The sequence below is a fragment of the Mesorhizobium sp. KR9-304 genome (assembly GCF_040049215.1).
Taxonomy (GTDB): domain Bacteria; phylum Pseudomonadota; class Alphaproteobacteria; order Rhizobiales; family Rhizobiaceae; genus Mesorhizobium_K.
The window spans coordinates 507,939-522,025 of the sequence record NZ_JBDZDN010000002.1 but is presented as its reverse complement, the minus strand read 5'-3'; the positions used below and the strand labels follow the sequence as shown (position 1 = coordinate 522,025).

17 protein-coding genes are annotated in these 14,087 nt (G+C 64.3%); 4 read left to right on the top strand and 13 right to left on the bottom strand.

Going from position 1 to position 14,087, the window contains the following annotated elements; all coding sequences use genetic code 11:
- Positions 1-2: 2 nt before the first annotated feature.
- The 8 genes from ABLE71_RS14820 to ABLE71_RS14785 all read right to left on the bottom strand — a co-directional run bounded on the left by ABLE71_RS14820 (position 3) and on the right by ABLE71_RS14785 (position 7,560).
- Positions 3-2,039 carry an ASKHA domain-containing protein gene (locus ABLE71_RS14820; RefSeq protein ID WP_348784494.1) on the bottom strand — a complete coding sequence of 679 codons (2,037 nt, stop codon included), beginning with the start codon at positions 2,037-2,039 and terminating at the stop codon, positions 3-5.
- Positions 2,040-2,091: 52 nt separating this feature from the next.
- On the bottom strand, positions 2,092-3,066 hold the full coding sequence (locus tag ABLE71_RS14815) for a methyltetrahydrofolate cobalamin methyltransferase (RefSeq protein ID WP_348784200.1): 975 nt from the start codon (positions 3,064-3,066) through the stop codon (positions 2,092-2,094).
- Positions 3,067-3,146: 80 nt separating this feature from the next.
- Positions 3,147-4,247, bottom strand: coding sequence for a methylenetetrahydrofolate reductase (locus tag ABLE71_RS14810; RefSeq protein WP_348784199.1), 1,101 nt, complete (start codon positions 4,245-4,247; stop codon positions 3,147-3,149).
- Positions 4,244-4,897 carry a methylenetetrahydrofolate reductase C-terminal domain-containing protein gene (locus tag ABLE71_RS14805; protein ID WP_348784198.1) on the bottom strand — a complete coding sequence of 218 codons (654 nt, stop codon included), beginning with the start codon at positions 4,895-4,897 and terminating at the stop codon, positions 4,244-4,246. Before ABLE71_RS14805 ends, ABLE71_RS14810 begins: the two co-directional genes overlap by 4 nt.
- Positions 4,890-5,192, bottom strand: a complete 303-nt coding sequence (locus ABLE71_RS14800) for a virulence factor (protein ID WP_348784197.1) — start codon at positions 5,190-5,192, stop codon at positions 4,890-4,892. The genes ABLE71_RS14805 and ABLE71_RS14800 overlap by 8 nt, the downstream gene beginning before the upstream one ends.
- A gap of 133 nt (positions 5,193-5,325) precedes the next feature.
- A complete protein-coding gene (locus tag ABLE71_RS14795; RefSeq protein ID WP_348784196.1) occupies positions 5,326-6,090 on the bottom strand; it encodes a formyl transferase in 765 nt (254 codons plus the stop codon).
- A gap of 7 nt (positions 6,091-6,097) precedes the next feature.
- Positions 6,098-6,757 (bottom strand): exopolysaccharide biosynthesis protein, encoded by a 660-nt coding sequence (locus tag ABLE71_RS14790; RefSeq protein ID WP_348784195.1) that lies wholly within the window; start codon positions 6,755-6,757, stop codon positions 6,098-6,100.
- Between the two features lie 170 nt (positions 6,758-6,927).
- On the bottom strand, positions 6,928-7,560 hold the full coding sequence (locus ABLE71_RS14785; RefSeq protein WP_348784194.1) for a DUF1638 domain-containing protein: 633 nt from the start codon (positions 7,558-7,560) through the stop codon (positions 6,928-6,930).
- Positions 7,561-7,627: 67 nt separating this feature from the next.
- On the opposite strand from ABLE71_RS14785, the gene ABLE71_RS14780 reads away from it, so the two are divergent.
- On the top strand, positions 7,628-7,756 hold the full coding sequence (locus ABLE71_RS14780) for an EncA/B family entericidin (protein WP_348784193.1): 129 nt from the start codon (positions 7,628-7,630) through the stop codon (positions 7,754-7,756).
- Between the two features lie 100 nt (positions 7,757-7,856).
- Here ABLE71_RS14780 and ABLE71_RS14775 read toward each other — a convergent pair whose 3' ends face one another.
- Positions 7,857-8,555, bottom strand: coding sequence for a B12-binding domain-containing protein (locus tag ABLE71_RS14775; protein ID WP_348784192.1), 699 nt, complete (start codon positions 8,553-8,555; stop codon positions 7,857-7,859).
- Between the two features lie 274 nt (positions 8,556-8,829).
- Here ABLE71_RS14775 and ABLE71_RS14770 point away from each other — a divergent pair, with 274 nt between their 5' ends.
- The 3 genes from ABLE71_RS14770 (at position 8,830) to ABLE71_RS14760 (ending at position 11,816) form a co-directional block, all read left to right on the top strand.
- Positions 8,830-10,404, top strand: a complete 1,575-nt coding sequence (locus tag ABLE71_RS14770; RefSeq protein WP_348784191.1) for a trimethylamine methyltransferase family protein — start codon at positions 8,830-8,832, stop codon at positions 10,402-10,404.
- Positions 10,405-10,580: 176 nt separating this feature from the next.
- A complete protein-coding gene (locus tag ABLE71_RS14765; RefSeq protein WP_348784190.1) occupies positions 10,581-11,081 on the top strand; it encodes a cytochrome b/b6 domain-containing protein in 501 nt (166 codons plus the stop codon).
- Between the two features lie 66 nt (positions 11,082-11,147).
- A complete protein-coding gene (locus ABLE71_RS14760) occupies positions 11,148-11,816 on the top strand; it encodes a hypothetical protein (RefSeq protein ID WP_348784189.1) in 669 nt (222 codons plus the stop codon).
- Positions 11,817-11,838: 22 nt separating this feature from the next.
- On the opposite strand, the gene ABLE71_RS14755 is transcribed toward ABLE71_RS14760, so the two are convergent.
- The 4 genes from ABLE71_RS14755 to aztC all read right to left on the bottom strand — a co-directional run bounded on the left by ABLE71_RS14755 (position 11,839) and on the right by aztC (position 14,080).
- On the bottom strand, positions 11,839-12,177 hold the full coding sequence (locus tag ABLE71_RS14755) for a TIGR01244 family sulfur transferase (RefSeq protein ID WP_348784188.1): 339 nt from the start codon (positions 12,175-12,177) through the stop codon (positions 11,839-11,841).
- 72 nt (positions 12,178-12,249) lie between these two features.
- Positions 12,250-12,687: a DUF6691 family protein gene (locus ABLE71_RS14750; RefSeq protein WP_348784187.1), complete on the bottom strand. Its 438-nt coding sequence runs from the start codon at positions 12,685-12,687 to the stop codon at positions 12,250-12,252.
- A gap of 3 nt (positions 12,688-12,690) precedes the next feature.
- Positions 12,691-13,113, bottom strand: a complete 423-nt coding sequence (locus ABLE71_RS14745; protein ID WP_348784186.1) for a YeeE/YedE family protein — start codon at positions 13,111-13,113, stop codon at positions 12,691-12,693.
- A gap of 22 nt (positions 13,114-13,135) precedes the next feature.
- The gene (gene aztC, locus ABLE71_RS14740; protein ID WP_348784185.1) at positions 13,136-14,080 is read right to left on the bottom strand and encodes a zinc ABC transporter substrate-binding protein AztC; all 945 of its coding nucleotides are present in this window, start codon (positions 14,078-14,080) and stop codon (positions 13,136-13,138) included.
- Between the last annotated feature and the right edge of the window lie 7 nt (positions 14,081-14,087).

The window sequence follows — 14,087 nt, the reverse complement described above, 5'->3', positions numbered from 1 at the left end:
CTCTAATCCCTTGCCCGCCGCGCGGCGTGGCCCTCGCGGGAACGCCGGCGGGGCGTGGCATCTGCCGCCACGCCGTCCTCGCTGACCGTCTTTCTTGGCGGCAGCTTCACCGCAGCCGACAGTTTCGGGAACGGATCGACCTTGTTGGGCAACGCCATCGCGTCAATGAAAAGCTGCTGGAAACCCGGCTCCAGCGCGGTCTCGATCTTCTCGATCTTCGATACTTCCCGTTCGATCTCGCGGCGATGCTCGCGGTTCAGGAGCGCCATCAGCGCGCCGGTGCCGGCGGCATTGCCGACCGCCTTCACTTCGTCGAGCGCGCAGTCGGGGATCAGCCCGAGCACCATCGCGTATTTCGGGTCGATGAATGAACCAAAGGCGCCGGCGAAGCGGATCGTGTCGACCTCGGTCACGCCCTGCTTTTCCATCAGCAGCTTGATGCCGGCGTAGAGCGCGGCCTTGGCGAGCTGGATGGCGCGGATGTCGTTCTGCGTCACCGTGATGCGCGGTTCTCCCGCGCGGCCCTCGCGCAGCAGATAGGAGAAGGTGCGGCCGTTGGTGACGATGCGCGGCGTGCGCGCCGCCAGACTTCCATCGACCACGCCATCCTCGGAGATGATGCCACACAGATACATCTCGGCCACGACCTCGATGATCGCCGATCCGCATATGCCGGTGACGCCTGTTGCCCAGGACGCTTCCTCGAAACCGTCCTCGTCCGACCATTTGTCGACGCCGATGACGCGGTATTTCGGCTCCAGCGTGTCCGGATCGATGCGCACGCGCTCGATGGCGCCGGGTGCCGCCCGCTGGCCGGAGGAGATCTCCGCGCCCTCGAAGGCGGGGCCGGTCGGCGACGAGGCGGCAACGACGCGCGCGCGGTTGCCGAGCACGATCTCGGCATTGGTGCCGACATCGACCAGAAGCATCATGCGATCCTGCCGGTACGGCCCCTCCGACAGCGTCGCGCCGGCGGCGTCCGCGCCGACATGGCCGGCGATACAGGGCAGGGTGTAGAGGCGCGCGCCGGGGCTGACCTCGATGCCGATTTCATGCGCCCAGAACTGCATCGAACCCGAGACGGCCAGCGCGAACGGCGCCTGGCCTAGTTCGGTCGGATCGATGCCGAGGAACAGGTGATGCATGATCGGGTTGGCGACGAACACGCAGTCGAAGATGTCGTGGCGGTCGACGCCGCTCTCCGTGCAGACCTTGCCGATCAGGTCGTTGACCGCGTCGCGCACGGCCTTGGTCATGGCGCCCTGTCCGTCGGGATTCATCATGACGTAGGAAACGCGGCTCATCACGTCTTCGCCGAATCTTATCTGCGGGTTAGGCGCGCCCGCTGAAGCAACGATTCGGCCCGACAGCAGCGAGACGAGATGCATGGCGATCGTCGTCGAGCCGATATCGCAGGCGATGCCGTAGGCCTCGTTCTTCAGGCCGGGGTAGAGCGCGATGATGAACGGCCGCGAGGATTCCATGTCGCGGTGGATGGCGGCGGTGACTGCCCAGTTCTCCTTGCGCAGGATTTTCTGGACCTGCGGCACCAAATGCGGGGCGACCAGGAGGTCTTTCCAGCCCCAGTCCTTTGCCAGCATGGCCTTCAGGCGGTCGAGATCGCCGAGCGGCTTGTGCATGTCGGGCTCGTCGACCTCGACGTAACACATCTGCACCGCCGCGTTGCGCTCGATGACGCGGTCGCTGGCCGCCTTGCGGATGGTCTGCGCGTTGATGACGGTGTCCTGCGGCACGTCGATGACGAGATCGCCTTGGACCGTCGCCGAGCAGGAGAGGCGGCGGCCCTCGGGCAAGCCGCGCACGCGCTCGTAGCGCTCTTCCTTCGGTCCTTTTGGCGAGATGTGGTCGAGCGAGGAGACGATCTTGTGCTTGGCGAAATTGCCTTCCTGCACCGAGACCTGGCAGCGCCCGCACGTCGCCCGCCCGCCGCACACGCTCTCGACATAGACGCCGAGCTGGCGCGCGGCGTCCAGCACCGGCGTTCCCACAGGAAACCGCCCGCGCTTGCCTGATGGCATGAACAGCACGAGCGGATCGGTGATGTTGGGGGGCGGGTTCACGGCAGTGCGGTCAGCCTCTCGCCATCCTGGCTTCGCGACCGCCACGGCGGCGTCCGCCATTGGCTCCGCCATCTCCAGGTGCGTTGACCTGCGTCGGCGCTGCAATAGCTTGGCCGCCTTCGGCCGGCTTGTAGTCCTTGTAGGTCTTGATCCAGGTCATGCAGTCGCGGTCGGTGCCGGCGAGCACATTGGCGGCGCGCACGGCTTCCATCTCCTGTGGACGGATCGGATTCATGATCGCCGAGGTCATGCCGGCGCCGATCACCATCGGGATGAAGCCGGCGTTGATGCCGTGGCGGTGCGGCAGGCCGAAGGAGATGTTGGAGAGGCCGCAGGTGGTGTTGACCTTGAGTTCCTCGCGCAGGCGGCGCAGCAGCGCGAAGACCTGGCGGCCGGCGTCGCCCAGCGCGCCGATCGGCATGACCAGCGGGTCGACCACCACATCATGCGCAGGGATGCCGAAATCGGCGCAGCGCTCGACGATCTTCTTGGCGACGGCAAAACGCACGTCGGGGTCCATCGATATGCCGGTCTCGTCGTTGGAGATCGCCACCACCGGCACGTTGTATTTCTTGATCAGCGGCAGGATCGCCTCGAGCTTCTCTTCCTCGCCGGTGACGGAGTTGACCAGCGGGCGGCCCTTGGCGACCTTCAGCGCCGCCTCGATCGCGGCCGTCACCGAGCTGTCGATCGACAGCGGCAGGTCGACGAGGTTCTGCACGATCTCCAGAGTCTGCACCAGCAGTCCGGGCTCGGTCTCGTTCGGATTGACCGAGGTGACGCCGGCGTTCACGTCGAGCATGGTTGCGCCGCAGGCGGCCTGTTCGAGCGCGTCCTTGATGACGGTCTCGAAATTGCCGACGACCATTTCGGCCGCCAGCTTCTTGCGCCCCGTCGGGTTGATGCGCTCGCCGATCACGCAGAAGGGCTGATCGAAGCCGATGATGATTTCGCGGGTCGCCGAGGCGACGATCGTGCGGGTCATTGAACTCTCCGTGGGATATAAAGACTTCTTTATATCGTTATCTGTTGTGGATCAAGCGGACGGTGGTCACGCGCACTCGCTCAGTGCGCGGTCTTGACCATGTCCACCTGCGTCTCGGTAATGTTGTCGTGCAGCAGGTGTTCGAGGCGATCGGCCACCATCTGGTCGTCGCGGCGGATTTCGCGTTTCCACGGCTGGCGGCCCTTCAGCACGCCCGATTCGTCGACGATCTCGGCGACATATTCTTCCTGGCGGTAGGCCATCACATGAACGCCGGAGACGCCGGGGATCTCCTTGACCTCGTTGATGATGTCGATGCAGAGGCGTTTTCCCTCGGCCTTCTGGTCCTGCGCGCCTTCCAGCCGTTTGATGATCGCGTCGGGGATGTGGATGCCCGGCACGTTGGAGCGGATCCACTTCGCGGTCTTGGCGGAGGCGAGCGGCCCGACGCCGACGAGCACGAATACCTTTTCGGTGAAGCCGAGGTCGGTCGCCTTCTGCATGAAGGTCCGGAACATCGGTACGTCGAAGCAGTATTGGCTCTGCACGAACTGCGCCCCGGCGGCGATCTTCTTGCCGAGATGGATCGGACGGAAATCGTAAGGCGGCGCGAAGGGGTTGACCGCCGCGCCGAGGAAAAGTTGCGGCGGCGTCGTCAGCTTGCGACCGGACAGGAATTTGCCGTTGTCGCGCATGATGCGGATGGTTTCGAGCAGCGAGATCGAGTCCAGATCGAACACGGGCTTGGCGCCCGGCTGGTCGCCGGCCTGCACGCCGTCGCCGGTCAGGCAGAGCATGTTGGCGACGCCCATGGCGGCACCGCCGAGCACGTCGCCCTGGATGGCGATGCGGTTCTTGTCGCGGCAGGCGATCTGCATGATCGGCGCATAGCCCATGCGCGTTAGCAGCGCGCAAATGCCGACCGAGGACATGTGGCAGTTGGCGCCCGACGCATCGACGGCGTTGATGGCGTCCACCCAGCCGTCGAACACCTTTGCGCGGTTGTAGACGTCTTCCGGGTCGGCGCTGTCGGGCGGATTGAGCTCGGTGGTGACAGCGAACTCGCCGCGCCTCAAGACGCGCTCCAGCCGACCGCGCGAGGTGTGGCCGGGCAGGGGTTCGAGCGGCAGGTGGATGCCGGCCGGGTTCTCGTCGCGCTGCGGGATGCGAGGGGAGGTCATGTCTGGGTTCCCGCCTTCGAGGCTTCTCGCGTGGCCGCGGCCTGCGCCGTGACGCGTAGCCACGCGGACGTCTCACGCAGCGACTGGTCGACCGGCTTCTGCACGTTGAGGATGGCGTCGCCCTTGACCATGTTGCGCGAGCCTTCCCACGCCTTGACCCAGACACAGGGCATGTCGGGCTCGACCTCGCAGTTGCCGTTGGCACGGACTCCACCGCACGGCCCGTTGCGCAACTGCTTGGGGCAATTCATCGGACAGGACATGCCGGTCGACGACAGCACGCATTGGCCGCACATGCGGCAGTCGAACATGAAGCCTTTCACGCGCTTCTCGACGAATTTGATCGGAGCCTCGACCCGGCCGTAGCCGATGCCCTTCCACAGCGGATGCAGCAACAGGAACATGTCGGCGAATTTTGCGTAGAACCATTCCAGCGTGCGGCTGTGTCGGATCGACCACAGCCGCACCGCGAAGGAGCGCTGCACGCGCCGCTGCGGCGACACGTCGGCCGGCTTGTAGTCCGACTTCGGCGCCGTCTTCTTGACGATGGCCGCTTGCGTCACGCCGCCCGAGGCAGCGGGGGGAATCGCTTCCTTCGCGTCGCTGGCCGGGCCTTTGGCGGTCGTCGAGATCGGCTGGGTATCAGACATCTTCCTTGCCGCCTGCCTTGGCGAGGGCGACCAGCCGTTCCCGATCATATTTTTTGTCGAGTTCGTCCGCGGCCTTCGCGACTTCCGCTTCGAGATCGTCTCCGACGGCGACGGGAGCGGCTTTGCGCCATTCGGCCAGATAGGCGTCGGTCTCGGCCGCACCCGACCGCATCGCCGCCATGTCGATCGCCTCAGTGAAGCGAAGCGGCAGTTCGCGCTTGGCGTTCTGCCGCCCCTTCTTGACGATGACCTGGGCCGGTATGTCGCGCCAGTAGACGATGATCAGGTCGGCCATTGATGTCTCACGATTTCCAACGATTTCAGCTTTGCCGGAAGCGCAAATGCCCCGCTTCTCATGAGACGACGCTCCCGCATTCAAAAGCGACGTGAGAGCATGACGCAAAAAGGAAAGTGAAGCGGCGTCCAGCTTACCACACGCCCTTGGTCAATCCGGTCCACAGGTAGAACCAGATCGTCGGGTGATACCATTGTTTCGATGGCATGTCCGGCTTCCCAGGCGCGAGCCTCCCATCGAGCGCGTCCTCGACACCTTGTATGCAGATGTCCCGCGAGATGGCGGCGAGCCGCAGGGCGTAAAGCGCGATGTTGTCGCCAGGTCCGGGCCTGCCGCGCACCTGATGCAGTACGCCCCCGGTGTCGACGCCCGCATCGACCAGATGCACGGTGGCGCCGAAGTTTTCCGAGTCGCCGGTTGCCAGCGCCCAGTAGCCGCCGTTCATGCCGCGGTATTTCGGCGTGATCCCTGCGTGATAGTTGAGCACGGGGCAGGGCATGGCGGCGAGTGTGTGGCGCGACAACAGCCGGCAGCCGGCAAGAAGGATGACCGCCGGCCTCAGCCGTTCGATCGTCGCGAGGAATTCCGGCGAATCCGCCGAAGGCACCTCGAGGATACTCTGGTCCGCGCGCGGCGCGGTTTCGAGACCGGATTCCCTGGCGATCCGGTCGGCTCGGCGCGTGAAAAACCGCTTGCCGAGCCGCACCAGAATCATCGTGCCCAGTTGCCCGGCGACCGACAGCCAGCCCTGTTTCCGCGCCCGGCGGGTCAGCAGAGCGCGCTTTGATTCCGGCGTCTCGACGATGACCGTGATCTTGCCGAAGCGATCGGCGAGCGCATTGGCGATTGCCCAGATATGCGGACCGCCTTCCGTGACGACGACGATGTTCGTGCCCACGGTTTGCTCAGTACAGCCAGCCGAGCGCCGCGTGGGTCGCGATGCCCGCAACGCCGATGACGGCCGTGATCACGAGCATCGACGCGACGCCCACCGCCCCACCGATGGCAAGCAGGATGCCGTCGCGTTCGGACAGCGCAAGGCCGAGCAGCGCGGTTGCGAAGGCTGGAAGCCAGTTGCCGAGCGGTATGGGGAGCGTCACCACGATCGCCAGAACCAGCGCGACGCTGCCGATGATGCGGTCGCCGCGCCTGCGCCAGAACGGCCAGTAACGCGGCCGGACGATGCGCTCGATTCTGATCAGCCGGGGAATGATCCACTCCATCATTTTCCGGAACGTCTCGGGGTTAAGGGAACGGTTCGACAGAGCCTCCGGCAGCCAGGCCTGCTTGGTGCCGTAGACCATCTGCGCCGAGACGATGATGAGCGGCAGGCCGAGGATCGCCGAAGCGCCCGGTGGCAGTGGAAGGAGGTTGAAGGCGGCGAACAGCACCAAAAGCGGCGCGAAGCTGCGATTGCCGAGCGCGTCGCGGATGTGACCGATGGAGACGGGGCCGTGCGCGTCGCGAGCGAGCTGGGTGAAGAGTTCGGACAACCGACGTGGACGGCGCCGCCGCGCGGCGCCGTCGATCGACCCGTTCTCGAAACCCGCCGTTTCCGCTCTCATACCCTTGCGCAAAACCCCAATAACGCCGTTCGCCCTGTGTTTCCTCCATCTTGCCGCAGCAGAGGTTAACCCGTGATGACAGGAGCGAACGTAACACATGTGCAGGCTGCAGCGCCGGAATTCAACCCCGCGGCCACATTGCTCACTCAGCGCCTCCGGCGCTTTTTTTGTCAGGCTGGAATTTTCGCGGCTTCGTCCAGCGCGCCGGGCAGGTCGCCATAACCGGTGAAACGCCGCTCAAAGGCCAGGCCCAGCAGCTTGGCCGCGTTCTCCGCGACGCGATCGAGTTCGGGATCGTTGGTCTGGGCGAGATAGACGACCTTCTCGTAGTTGCCGAAATAATCCTTGATCAGTTCCGGATGCCGGTCGAGGCCGAGCGGCTTGATGAAGAACGCATCGAACTGGCGGCAGAGAAAATCGGTCATGTAGAAGGCAGTCATATCGCCATCGGCGACCGCTTCGAAGGCGGCGCTGCCCTGATAGAAGGCGAAGCAGTGGGGACCGGGCACGCGCTCCACGCCATGCCGCTCCAGCACCGCGTCGAGCATTCCGCCGGTGCCGCAGTCGGCATAGCCGGCAAAGATGTGGCGATAGCCCTCCATCCTTGCATCCGTGATCGCCTTGTCCATCGCCGGCGGAATCTTGTCCGGGTAGTAGTGATATTCGGCAGGCAGGCAGGTGAGGTCGACATGGGCAAGTCCCAGCCGTTCCTTGACCGCCAGAATCTCCCGCGCGATCATGCCGCAGGCGATGACCAGCACCCTGTCCTCGGTAACTCTACTGCTTGCCCGTCCGGTGGCCATGGAACTATTATCGCCTGGCTTCGTTCCTGTGCGCGAGTTTATTTAGCTATTGAGGGAGACTTCGTCCATGAAACTGTCGCGTTTTGCTTCCATCGCCGCCCTTCTGGCCTGTGCCCTGGCGGTTTCGGCCTGTGCAAACACCGTTCGCGGTGTCAAGAAGGATGTCACGTCGACCGCCCAAGCGGTCGAGAGCTAGTCGCGCTTCATAGGCGAAAGGTTCGGGCCGCAAATTCGAGGCGGCCCGTCCGTGCCGGCGGGGCTTTCATGCTTCCGGCGGCCACGGCTGCGGACCGCCATCAGGCGGAAGCGCGGATGTTGTGCTTGCGCTTCATGTAGTCCTTGGCGGTCTCGACCGCCACGGCGGCGTCACGGCAATAGGCGTCGGCGCCGACGGCCTTGCCGAATTCCTCGTTCAGCGGCGCGCCGCCGACGAGCACCACATAGTCGTCGCGGATGCCCTTTTCCTTCATCGTGTCGATAACGACCTTCATATAGGGCATGGTCGTAGTCAGCAGTGCCGACATGCCGACGATGTCGGGCTTGTGCTCCTCGATCGCCGCCAGATATTTCTCGACCGGATTGTTGATGCCGAGGTCGATGACGTCGAAGCCCGCGCCCTCCATCATCATGCCGACGAGGTTCTTGCCGATGTCGTGGATGTCGCCCTTGACCGTGCCGATGACCATCTTGCCCTGCTTGGGCGCGCCGGTGGCGATCAGCAGCGGGCGCAGGATGAACATGCCGGCTTTCATGGCATTGGCCGACAGTAGCACTTCCGGCACGAACAGGATGCCGTCGCGAAAGTCCTCGCCGACAATGCGCATTCCCTCGACAAGCGCTTCGGTGAGCACCTTGTAGGGCGGCCATCCGCGCTCGAGCAGGATGTTGGTGCCTTCCTCGATTTCTTCCTTCAATCCGTCATAGAGATCGTCGTGCATCTGCTGCACGAGTTCGTCGTCGGAAAGCTCGGAAAGGATGATCTCGTCGTCGGACATTTTTACTGGCTCCTGATAGCCGCGGCGCGAGTGGCCCGGCGCGGCTCGGAAATCTGCGCCAATACCTATCCCGCAAGGCATTCAAACCCATAGCTGATTTGCGACTTCCTGCAATAGGAAAGCGACTGGAAATCAGGCGTTGCCCTTGTCGGGTTTGCGACAGGTCTTGGCGTTTGCAAGCCGTTTCCACTAGGGTGCATGACTACGATCCGGCCGAAGGGCCGCCCGGTGTCCCACCGTTGGGTGCCCACCGTTTTACCCAGGGATGATTTCGATGAGCGAGAATGCCGTATCCGAACAGGAAGCCTCTACCGCGCGTCGCGGCAGAGCTGCGAGCGGCGGCGCGGCCGCACGCCGCGCGGCGCGTTCGGGCGGCGGTCCCGGCATCCAACAGACCTACATCAAGCGCGCCATCAAGGTCTACGAGGTGCTCGACGAGGAGGGCCTGTCGATCATCGAGAACAACGCCGATACGGTGCTCGAAGAGACCGGCATCATCTTCCGCGACGACCCTGAGGCGCTTGCCATGTGGAAGGACGCGGGCGCCGACGTGAAGGGCGACCGCGTGCATTTCCCGAAAGGCCTGCCGCGTTCGCTCTTGAAGACCGCACCGTCCGTCTACACGCAGCATGCGCGCAATCCGGAACGGTCCGTGCAGATCGGCGGCAACGCCACGGTGTTCGCGCCGGTCTACGGCCCGCCCTTCGTGCGCGATCTTGAAGGCGTCCGGCGCTACGCCACGATCGAGGATTTCCGCAATTTCGTGAAGCTCGCCTACATGGCGCCGTCGATCCACCATTCCGGCGGCACGGTATGCGAGCCGGTCGACGTGCCGGTCAACAAGCGCCACCTCGATATGGTCTACAGCCACATCAAATATTCCGACAAGCCGTTCATGGGCTCGGTCACCGCGCCCGAGCGGGCCGAGGACACGGTGGCGATGGCCAAGATCGTATTCGGCGACGACTATGTCGAGAACAACACAGTGCTGACCTCGCTCATCAACGCCAACTCGCCGATGGTGTTCGACGACACCATGCTCGGCGCGCTCAAGGTTTATGCCCGTCACAACCAGGCTTGCATCGTCACCCCCTTCATCCTCGCCGGCGCGATGAGCCCGGTGACGGTCGCCGGCACGCTGACGCAGGTGCTTGCCGAGGTGCTGGCGGGTGCTGCGCTTACGCAGCTCGTGCGCCCGGGCGCGCCGGTGCTGTTCGGCACCTTCGCCTCATCGATCTCCATGCAGTCGGGCGCGCCGACCTTCGGCACGCCCGAGCCGTCGCTGGTCTCCTACGGCGCGGCGCAGCTCGCGCGCCGTCTCGGTCTGCCGTTCCGCACCGGCGGGTCACTCTGCGCCTCAAAGGTCCCGGACGCGCAGGCCGCCTATGAGAGCGCCAACACGCTGAACTCCACCATCCTCGCCGGCGCCAATTTCGTGCTGCATTCGGCCGGCTGGCTCGAGGGCGGTCTCGCCTCCTGTTACGAAAAGTTCATGATGGACATCGACCAGCTCGGCATGCAGCAGAAATTCGCTGCCGGCGTCGACCTCAGTGAAAACGGCCAGGCGATGGACGCCATCCGCCAGGTCGGTCCGGGCAGCCACTTTTTGGGCTGCGACCATACGCAGGCGAACTTCCAGTCAGCCTTCTACCGCTCCTCGATCGCCGACAACAATTCCTACGAGCAATGGCTGGCCGAGGGCGAAAAGACCGCGCCGCAGCGCGCCAACGAGCTGGCGCGGCGCTGGCTCGAAACGTATGAAGCGCCGCCTCTCGATCCCGGCATCGACGATGGCCTGAAGGACTACATCGCCGCGAAGAAGGCGTCGATGCCAGACGCCTTCACGTGAAGGGAGCCCGATACAGGCCGGGCTAAAGTGGCCGACATCATCCACAAGGAAGTCTGGCGCAGCGCGTTCAATCAGCCGGACTAGGTGAGGTCACCTCGGGCGATTTTGCGCTGCATCAAGGCGCGCGATTTTGTTCGTTAGGAGTATGGCCGGCCAACATTCACAGAGGCCTCCCCATGCAATTGCATCCCACCGGCTACACAAGAACCCAGATCATCCTCCATTGGGTCATCGCCGCGCTCGTCATTTTCCAGATCGTGTTCGGCGAGGACATCGTTCCGGCCTTCCGAGCCTTCATGAAAGGGACCGAACCGACAAGCGACGCGATGCTGCCCGCCAACTTGCACGTCTATATAGGCCTTGCGATCCTGGTCCTGGCCGTTCTACGCGTTGCGTTGCGGATACGCTACGGCGCGCCTCCCGTTCCCGCCGACGAGAGCGTCGTCCTCAAATACGTCGCCATGCTTGCGCATCTTGTCCTCTATGCCGCTATTTTCCTGATGCCGGTGACCGGCGCGCTGGCTTGGTATTTCGGCGTGGAGGAGATCGGCGAACTGCACGAGATCGGCAAGCCGGTCATCATCGTGGTGGTGGCAGTGCATGCCGTCGGGGCTCTGTGGCAGCATTTCGGGGCCAAGTCGGACGTGCTTCGGCGAATGCTGAGGCCGATGGCGTAGGCGCGAACGTAGTCGTATCTTTCGTCATCTCGCATCGTGCCCATCGAAGGAGTGGCTGAAATCCGGATGATCGACGGGATTGCCGGCAAACTGGCCAAACACGGCCTGATGCCGCGCGGCGGCTTCAGTTTCGCGCAGGACGAAGCCGCGCCGCCCGGACCTAGCGGCTTGCCGGCCAGATCCGTTCTGCTCGTGGGGCAGGCGGGTGACGCGCCCTGGCCGCCTTTCCTGCGCTGGCGGCGGACGCAGCCCGCAGGGCTGCAAAATCCGCTCGACACATGGTCGCGCGAGGTCATCGGCTCGGTCGCCGAACAGTTCGGCGCGCGCGCTGTCTCGCCCTCGGATCGTCCTTATCTGCCGTTCCAGCAATGGGCGATGCGCGCCGAGGGCCTGAAGCCGTCGCCGCTTGGCATCCTCATGCATCCGCTATACGGGCTCTGGCACGCCTATCGCGGGGCGCTGCTTTTCGACGTTGAGATTCCGATTCAACCGCCTGACGACGTGATTCACCTTTGCGACCTATGTGACGGAAAACCCTGCCTGAAATCCTGTCCGGTCGGCGCTTATTCCGAGGCGCGCTTCGCCTACCAGGCGTGTCTCGACTATGTGCGCGGGCCGTCCGGCAATCCCTGTCGCGTGTCCGGTTGTCTCGATCGCAACGCCTGTCCCTATGGCACGGCCTATCGCTACCCGCCGGACGAGCAGGCCTTTCACATGGCGGCTTTCATGCGATGAGGGGCAGCACCCAGGGCGGGCGTTACTCCCCCATCTCCTGGATCAATGCGTAGAGGTTGGTGCTGCGCGCGCCGGAGCGGCAATAGGCGAAGACCGGGCCTTTCAGTCCTTCAAGCGCGGCGGCCTGGTCGGCGACGTTCTCTTCGGTGATCTGCCCGCTGATGACGGGGATGTAGCGGAACTCCAGCCCTGCCGCTTTCGCCGCCGCCTTCATGCTGTCGGCCGACGGCTGGCCGGGTTGCTCATTGTCGGGCCGGTTGCAAATCACGCTCTTGAAGCCGGCAGCCTTCACCGCCGCGATGTCCTGCGGCAGGATCTGGCCGCTCACCGAATAATTGTCGCTGATTTGGCGGTATTCCATGATGCACCTCTAATTCGCTTTGGCCGCGGCTGTCGCCGCTCTCATGCCACCGGGAACGGGCTTCGGCAACCGTTATGCGGCGGCTGGCGTTGGTAGCCTGCGCTTGACGGTCCGCGCGAGAGCGATACCAGCCATCATCGCCGCCACGAACACCAGCGCTTCGCTACGGAGCAGCCCCAGCGCCGGGATCGCGCCACCGGGGCAGAAGCCGACGATGCCCCAGCCTGCGCCGAACACTGCCGCGCCGCCGATCAGGCGCCGGTCGATCGCGCTTGCAGCCCGTGCCGAAAATTCTAGGCCGAACAGCGGCGCCTTCAGCCGGCCGAACACCAGCCGGTAGCCGACCAGCGCGGTGACCAGCCCGCCGCCCATGACGAAGGCGAGGCTCGGGTCCCAGTTGCCGGCGATGTCGAAGAAGTTCAGCACCTTGGCCGGGTTGATCATGCCCGAGACGGTAATGCCGAGGCCGAAGAGAATGCCGATCAGAAAAGCGGACACCAGGCTTTTCATCGTTCAACCTGCGATCACGTGGCGGATGACGAAGACGGTGGCAAAGGCCGTCAGCATGAAGGTCACGACCGCCGCCAGCGAGCTCGGCGAGAACCGCGCCAGGCCGCAGATTCCATGCCCGCTTGGACAGCCATTGCCGAAATGCACGCCGATGCCGACGAGCAGACCGCCGACCACGAGCGCGCCGGTCGAAACCGGCACGTCGAACGGAATGACGCCGCCCGCGGCAAGATAGACCACGGGCGCGACGACCGCGCCCGCCAGGAATGCCGCCCGCCATGGCCAATCTGTGGCCGTTGGCGGAATGACGCCGGTCAAGATGCCCGTCATGCCGGCGACCCGCCCGTGCAGCGCCATCAGGAGGACGGCCGAAAGGCCGATCAAAATGCCGCCGATCAGCGACTGGATGGGCGTGAAGTCCGTCATACGATCATTTCCCTAAAGCGATCTAGCTGCCGAGGATAGCACCTTTTATCGCGCCGATGTTGTTCCTCATCATGTCGATATAGGTGGGCGCCGGCCCGTTGGCATCCGACAGCGCGTCGGAATAAAGCGTGCCGCCGATCTTCAGGCCCGTCTCGCTGGCTATCTGCTCGATCAGCCGCTGGTTGGTGATGTTCTCGACGAAGATCGCCGATGCCTTGTCGTGCCTGACCTGCTCGATCAGTTTTGCCACGTCGGCGGCGGAGGCCTCGGCGTCCGTTGAGACGCCCTCGGGCGCTAGGAAGGTGATCCCGTATGCGTGCTGGAAATAGCCGAAGGCGTCGTGCGAGGTGATGACTGCGCGCTTGTCGGCGGGGATGGCGGCGACGGCGGCCTTCACCTCCGCCTCCAGCGCCTCGAGCTTGCCGGTATAGGCAGCGGCGTTTGCCTCGTATGCGTCACAGCCGGCCGCATCCGCCGCGCAGAAGGCGTCGGCGATGTTCTTCACATAGATCTTCGCATTGGCGATCGACTGGAAGGCGTGCGGGTCGGTTGCGCCGTGGTCGTGACCGTCTTCGGCTTCATGGGTTGCTTCGCCCTCATGCTCGACCTCTTCCTCGGCCGTCGCCAGCGTCTCGACCCCCTTGGTCAATTCGACCACCACGGCTTTCGTGGCGCTTGCCTCGACCAGCCGCTGCAAAAAACCCTCGAAGTGAAGGCCGTTCACCAGCACGACGTCCGCGCCGGCCATGACGACCGCATCCGCAGGCTTCGGTTCGTAGACATGCGCGTCGCCGTTGTGGCCGACGAGCGTGGTCAGCGCGATGCGGTCGCCACCGACGTTTTGCGCGAAGTCGCCGATGATCGAGAAGCTTGCGACCACATTCAGCGGCTCGGCCGCGGCGGGCAGGGCTGGCGTTATTAATGTTATAACGCTCAACGCGAAGGCAAGCCGCGACAATTTCTGCATGGTCTTC

What these genes read in the sequence shown, in the direction of transcription:
- ABLE71_RS14810 (WP_348784199.1), bottom strand. Translation starts at nt 4,247, where the DNA reads ATGACCTCCCCTCGCATCCCGCAGCGCGACGAGAACCCGGCCGGCATC.
- ABLE71_RS14800 (WP_348784197.1), bottom strand. Translation starts at nt 5,192, where the DNA reads ATGGCCGACCTGATCATCGTCTACTGGCGCGACATACCGGCCCAGGTC.
- ABLE71_RS14820 (WP_348784494.1), bottom strand. Translation starts at nt 2,039, where the DNA reads ATGCCATCAGGCAAGCGCGGGCGGTTTCCTGTGGGAACGCCGGTGCTG.
- ABLE71_RS14775 (WP_348784192.1), bottom strand. Translation starts at nt 8,555, where the DNA reads ATGTCCGACGACGAGATCATCCTTTCCGAGCTTTCCGACGACGAACTC.
- ABLE71_RS14815 (WP_348784200.1), bottom strand. Translation starts at nt 3,066, where the DNA reads ATGACCCGCACGATCGTCGCCTCGGCGACCCGCGAAATCATCATCGGC.
- ABLE71_RS14785 (WP_348784194.1), bottom strand. Translation starts at nt 7,560, where the DNA reads ATGGCCACCGGACGGGCAAGCAGTAGAGTTACCGAGGACAGGGTGCTG.
- ABLE71_RS14745 (WP_348784186.1), bottom strand. Translation starts at nt 13,113, where the DNA reads ATGACGGACTTCACGCCCATCCAGTCGCTGATCGGCGGCATTTTGATC.
- ABLE71_RS14755 (WP_348784188.1), bottom strand. Translation starts at nt 12,177, where the DNA reads ATGGAATACCGCCAAATCAGCGACAATTATTCGGTGAGCGGCCAGATC.
- ABLE71_RS14765 (WP_348784190.1), top strand. Translation starts at nt 10,581, where the DNA reads ATGCAATTGCATCCCACCGGCTACACAAGAACCCAGATCATCCTCCAT.
- aztC (WP_348784185.1), bottom strand. Translation starts at nt 14,080, where the DNA reads ATGCAGAAATTGTCGCGGCTTGCCTTCGCGTTGAGCGTTATAACATTA.
- ABLE71_RS14790 (WP_348784195.1), bottom strand. Translation starts at nt 6,757, where the DNA reads ATGAGAGCGGAAACGGCGGGTTTCGAGAACGGGTCGATCGACGGCGCC.
- ABLE71_RS14760 (WP_348784189.1), top strand. Translation starts at nt 11,148, where the DNA reads ATGATCGACGGGATTGCCGGCAAACTGGCCAAACACGGCCTGATGCCG.
- ABLE71_RS14805 (WP_348784198.1), bottom strand. Translation starts at nt 4,897, where the DNA reads ATGTCTGATACCCAGCCGATCTCGACGACCGCCAAAGGCCCGGCCAGC.
- ABLE71_RS14780 (WP_348784193.1), top strand. Translation starts at nt 7,628, where the DNA reads ATGAAACTGTCGCGTTTTGCTTCCATCGCCGCCCTTCTGGCCTGTGCC.
- ABLE71_RS14770 (WP_348784191.1), top strand. Translation starts at nt 8,830, where the DNA reads ATGAGCGAGAATGCCGTATCCGAACAGGAAGCCTCTACCGCGCGTCGC.
- ABLE71_RS14750 (WP_348784187.1), bottom strand. Translation starts at nt 12,687, where the DNA reads ATGAAAAGCCTGGTGTCCGCTTTTCTGATCGGCATTCTCTTCGGCCTC.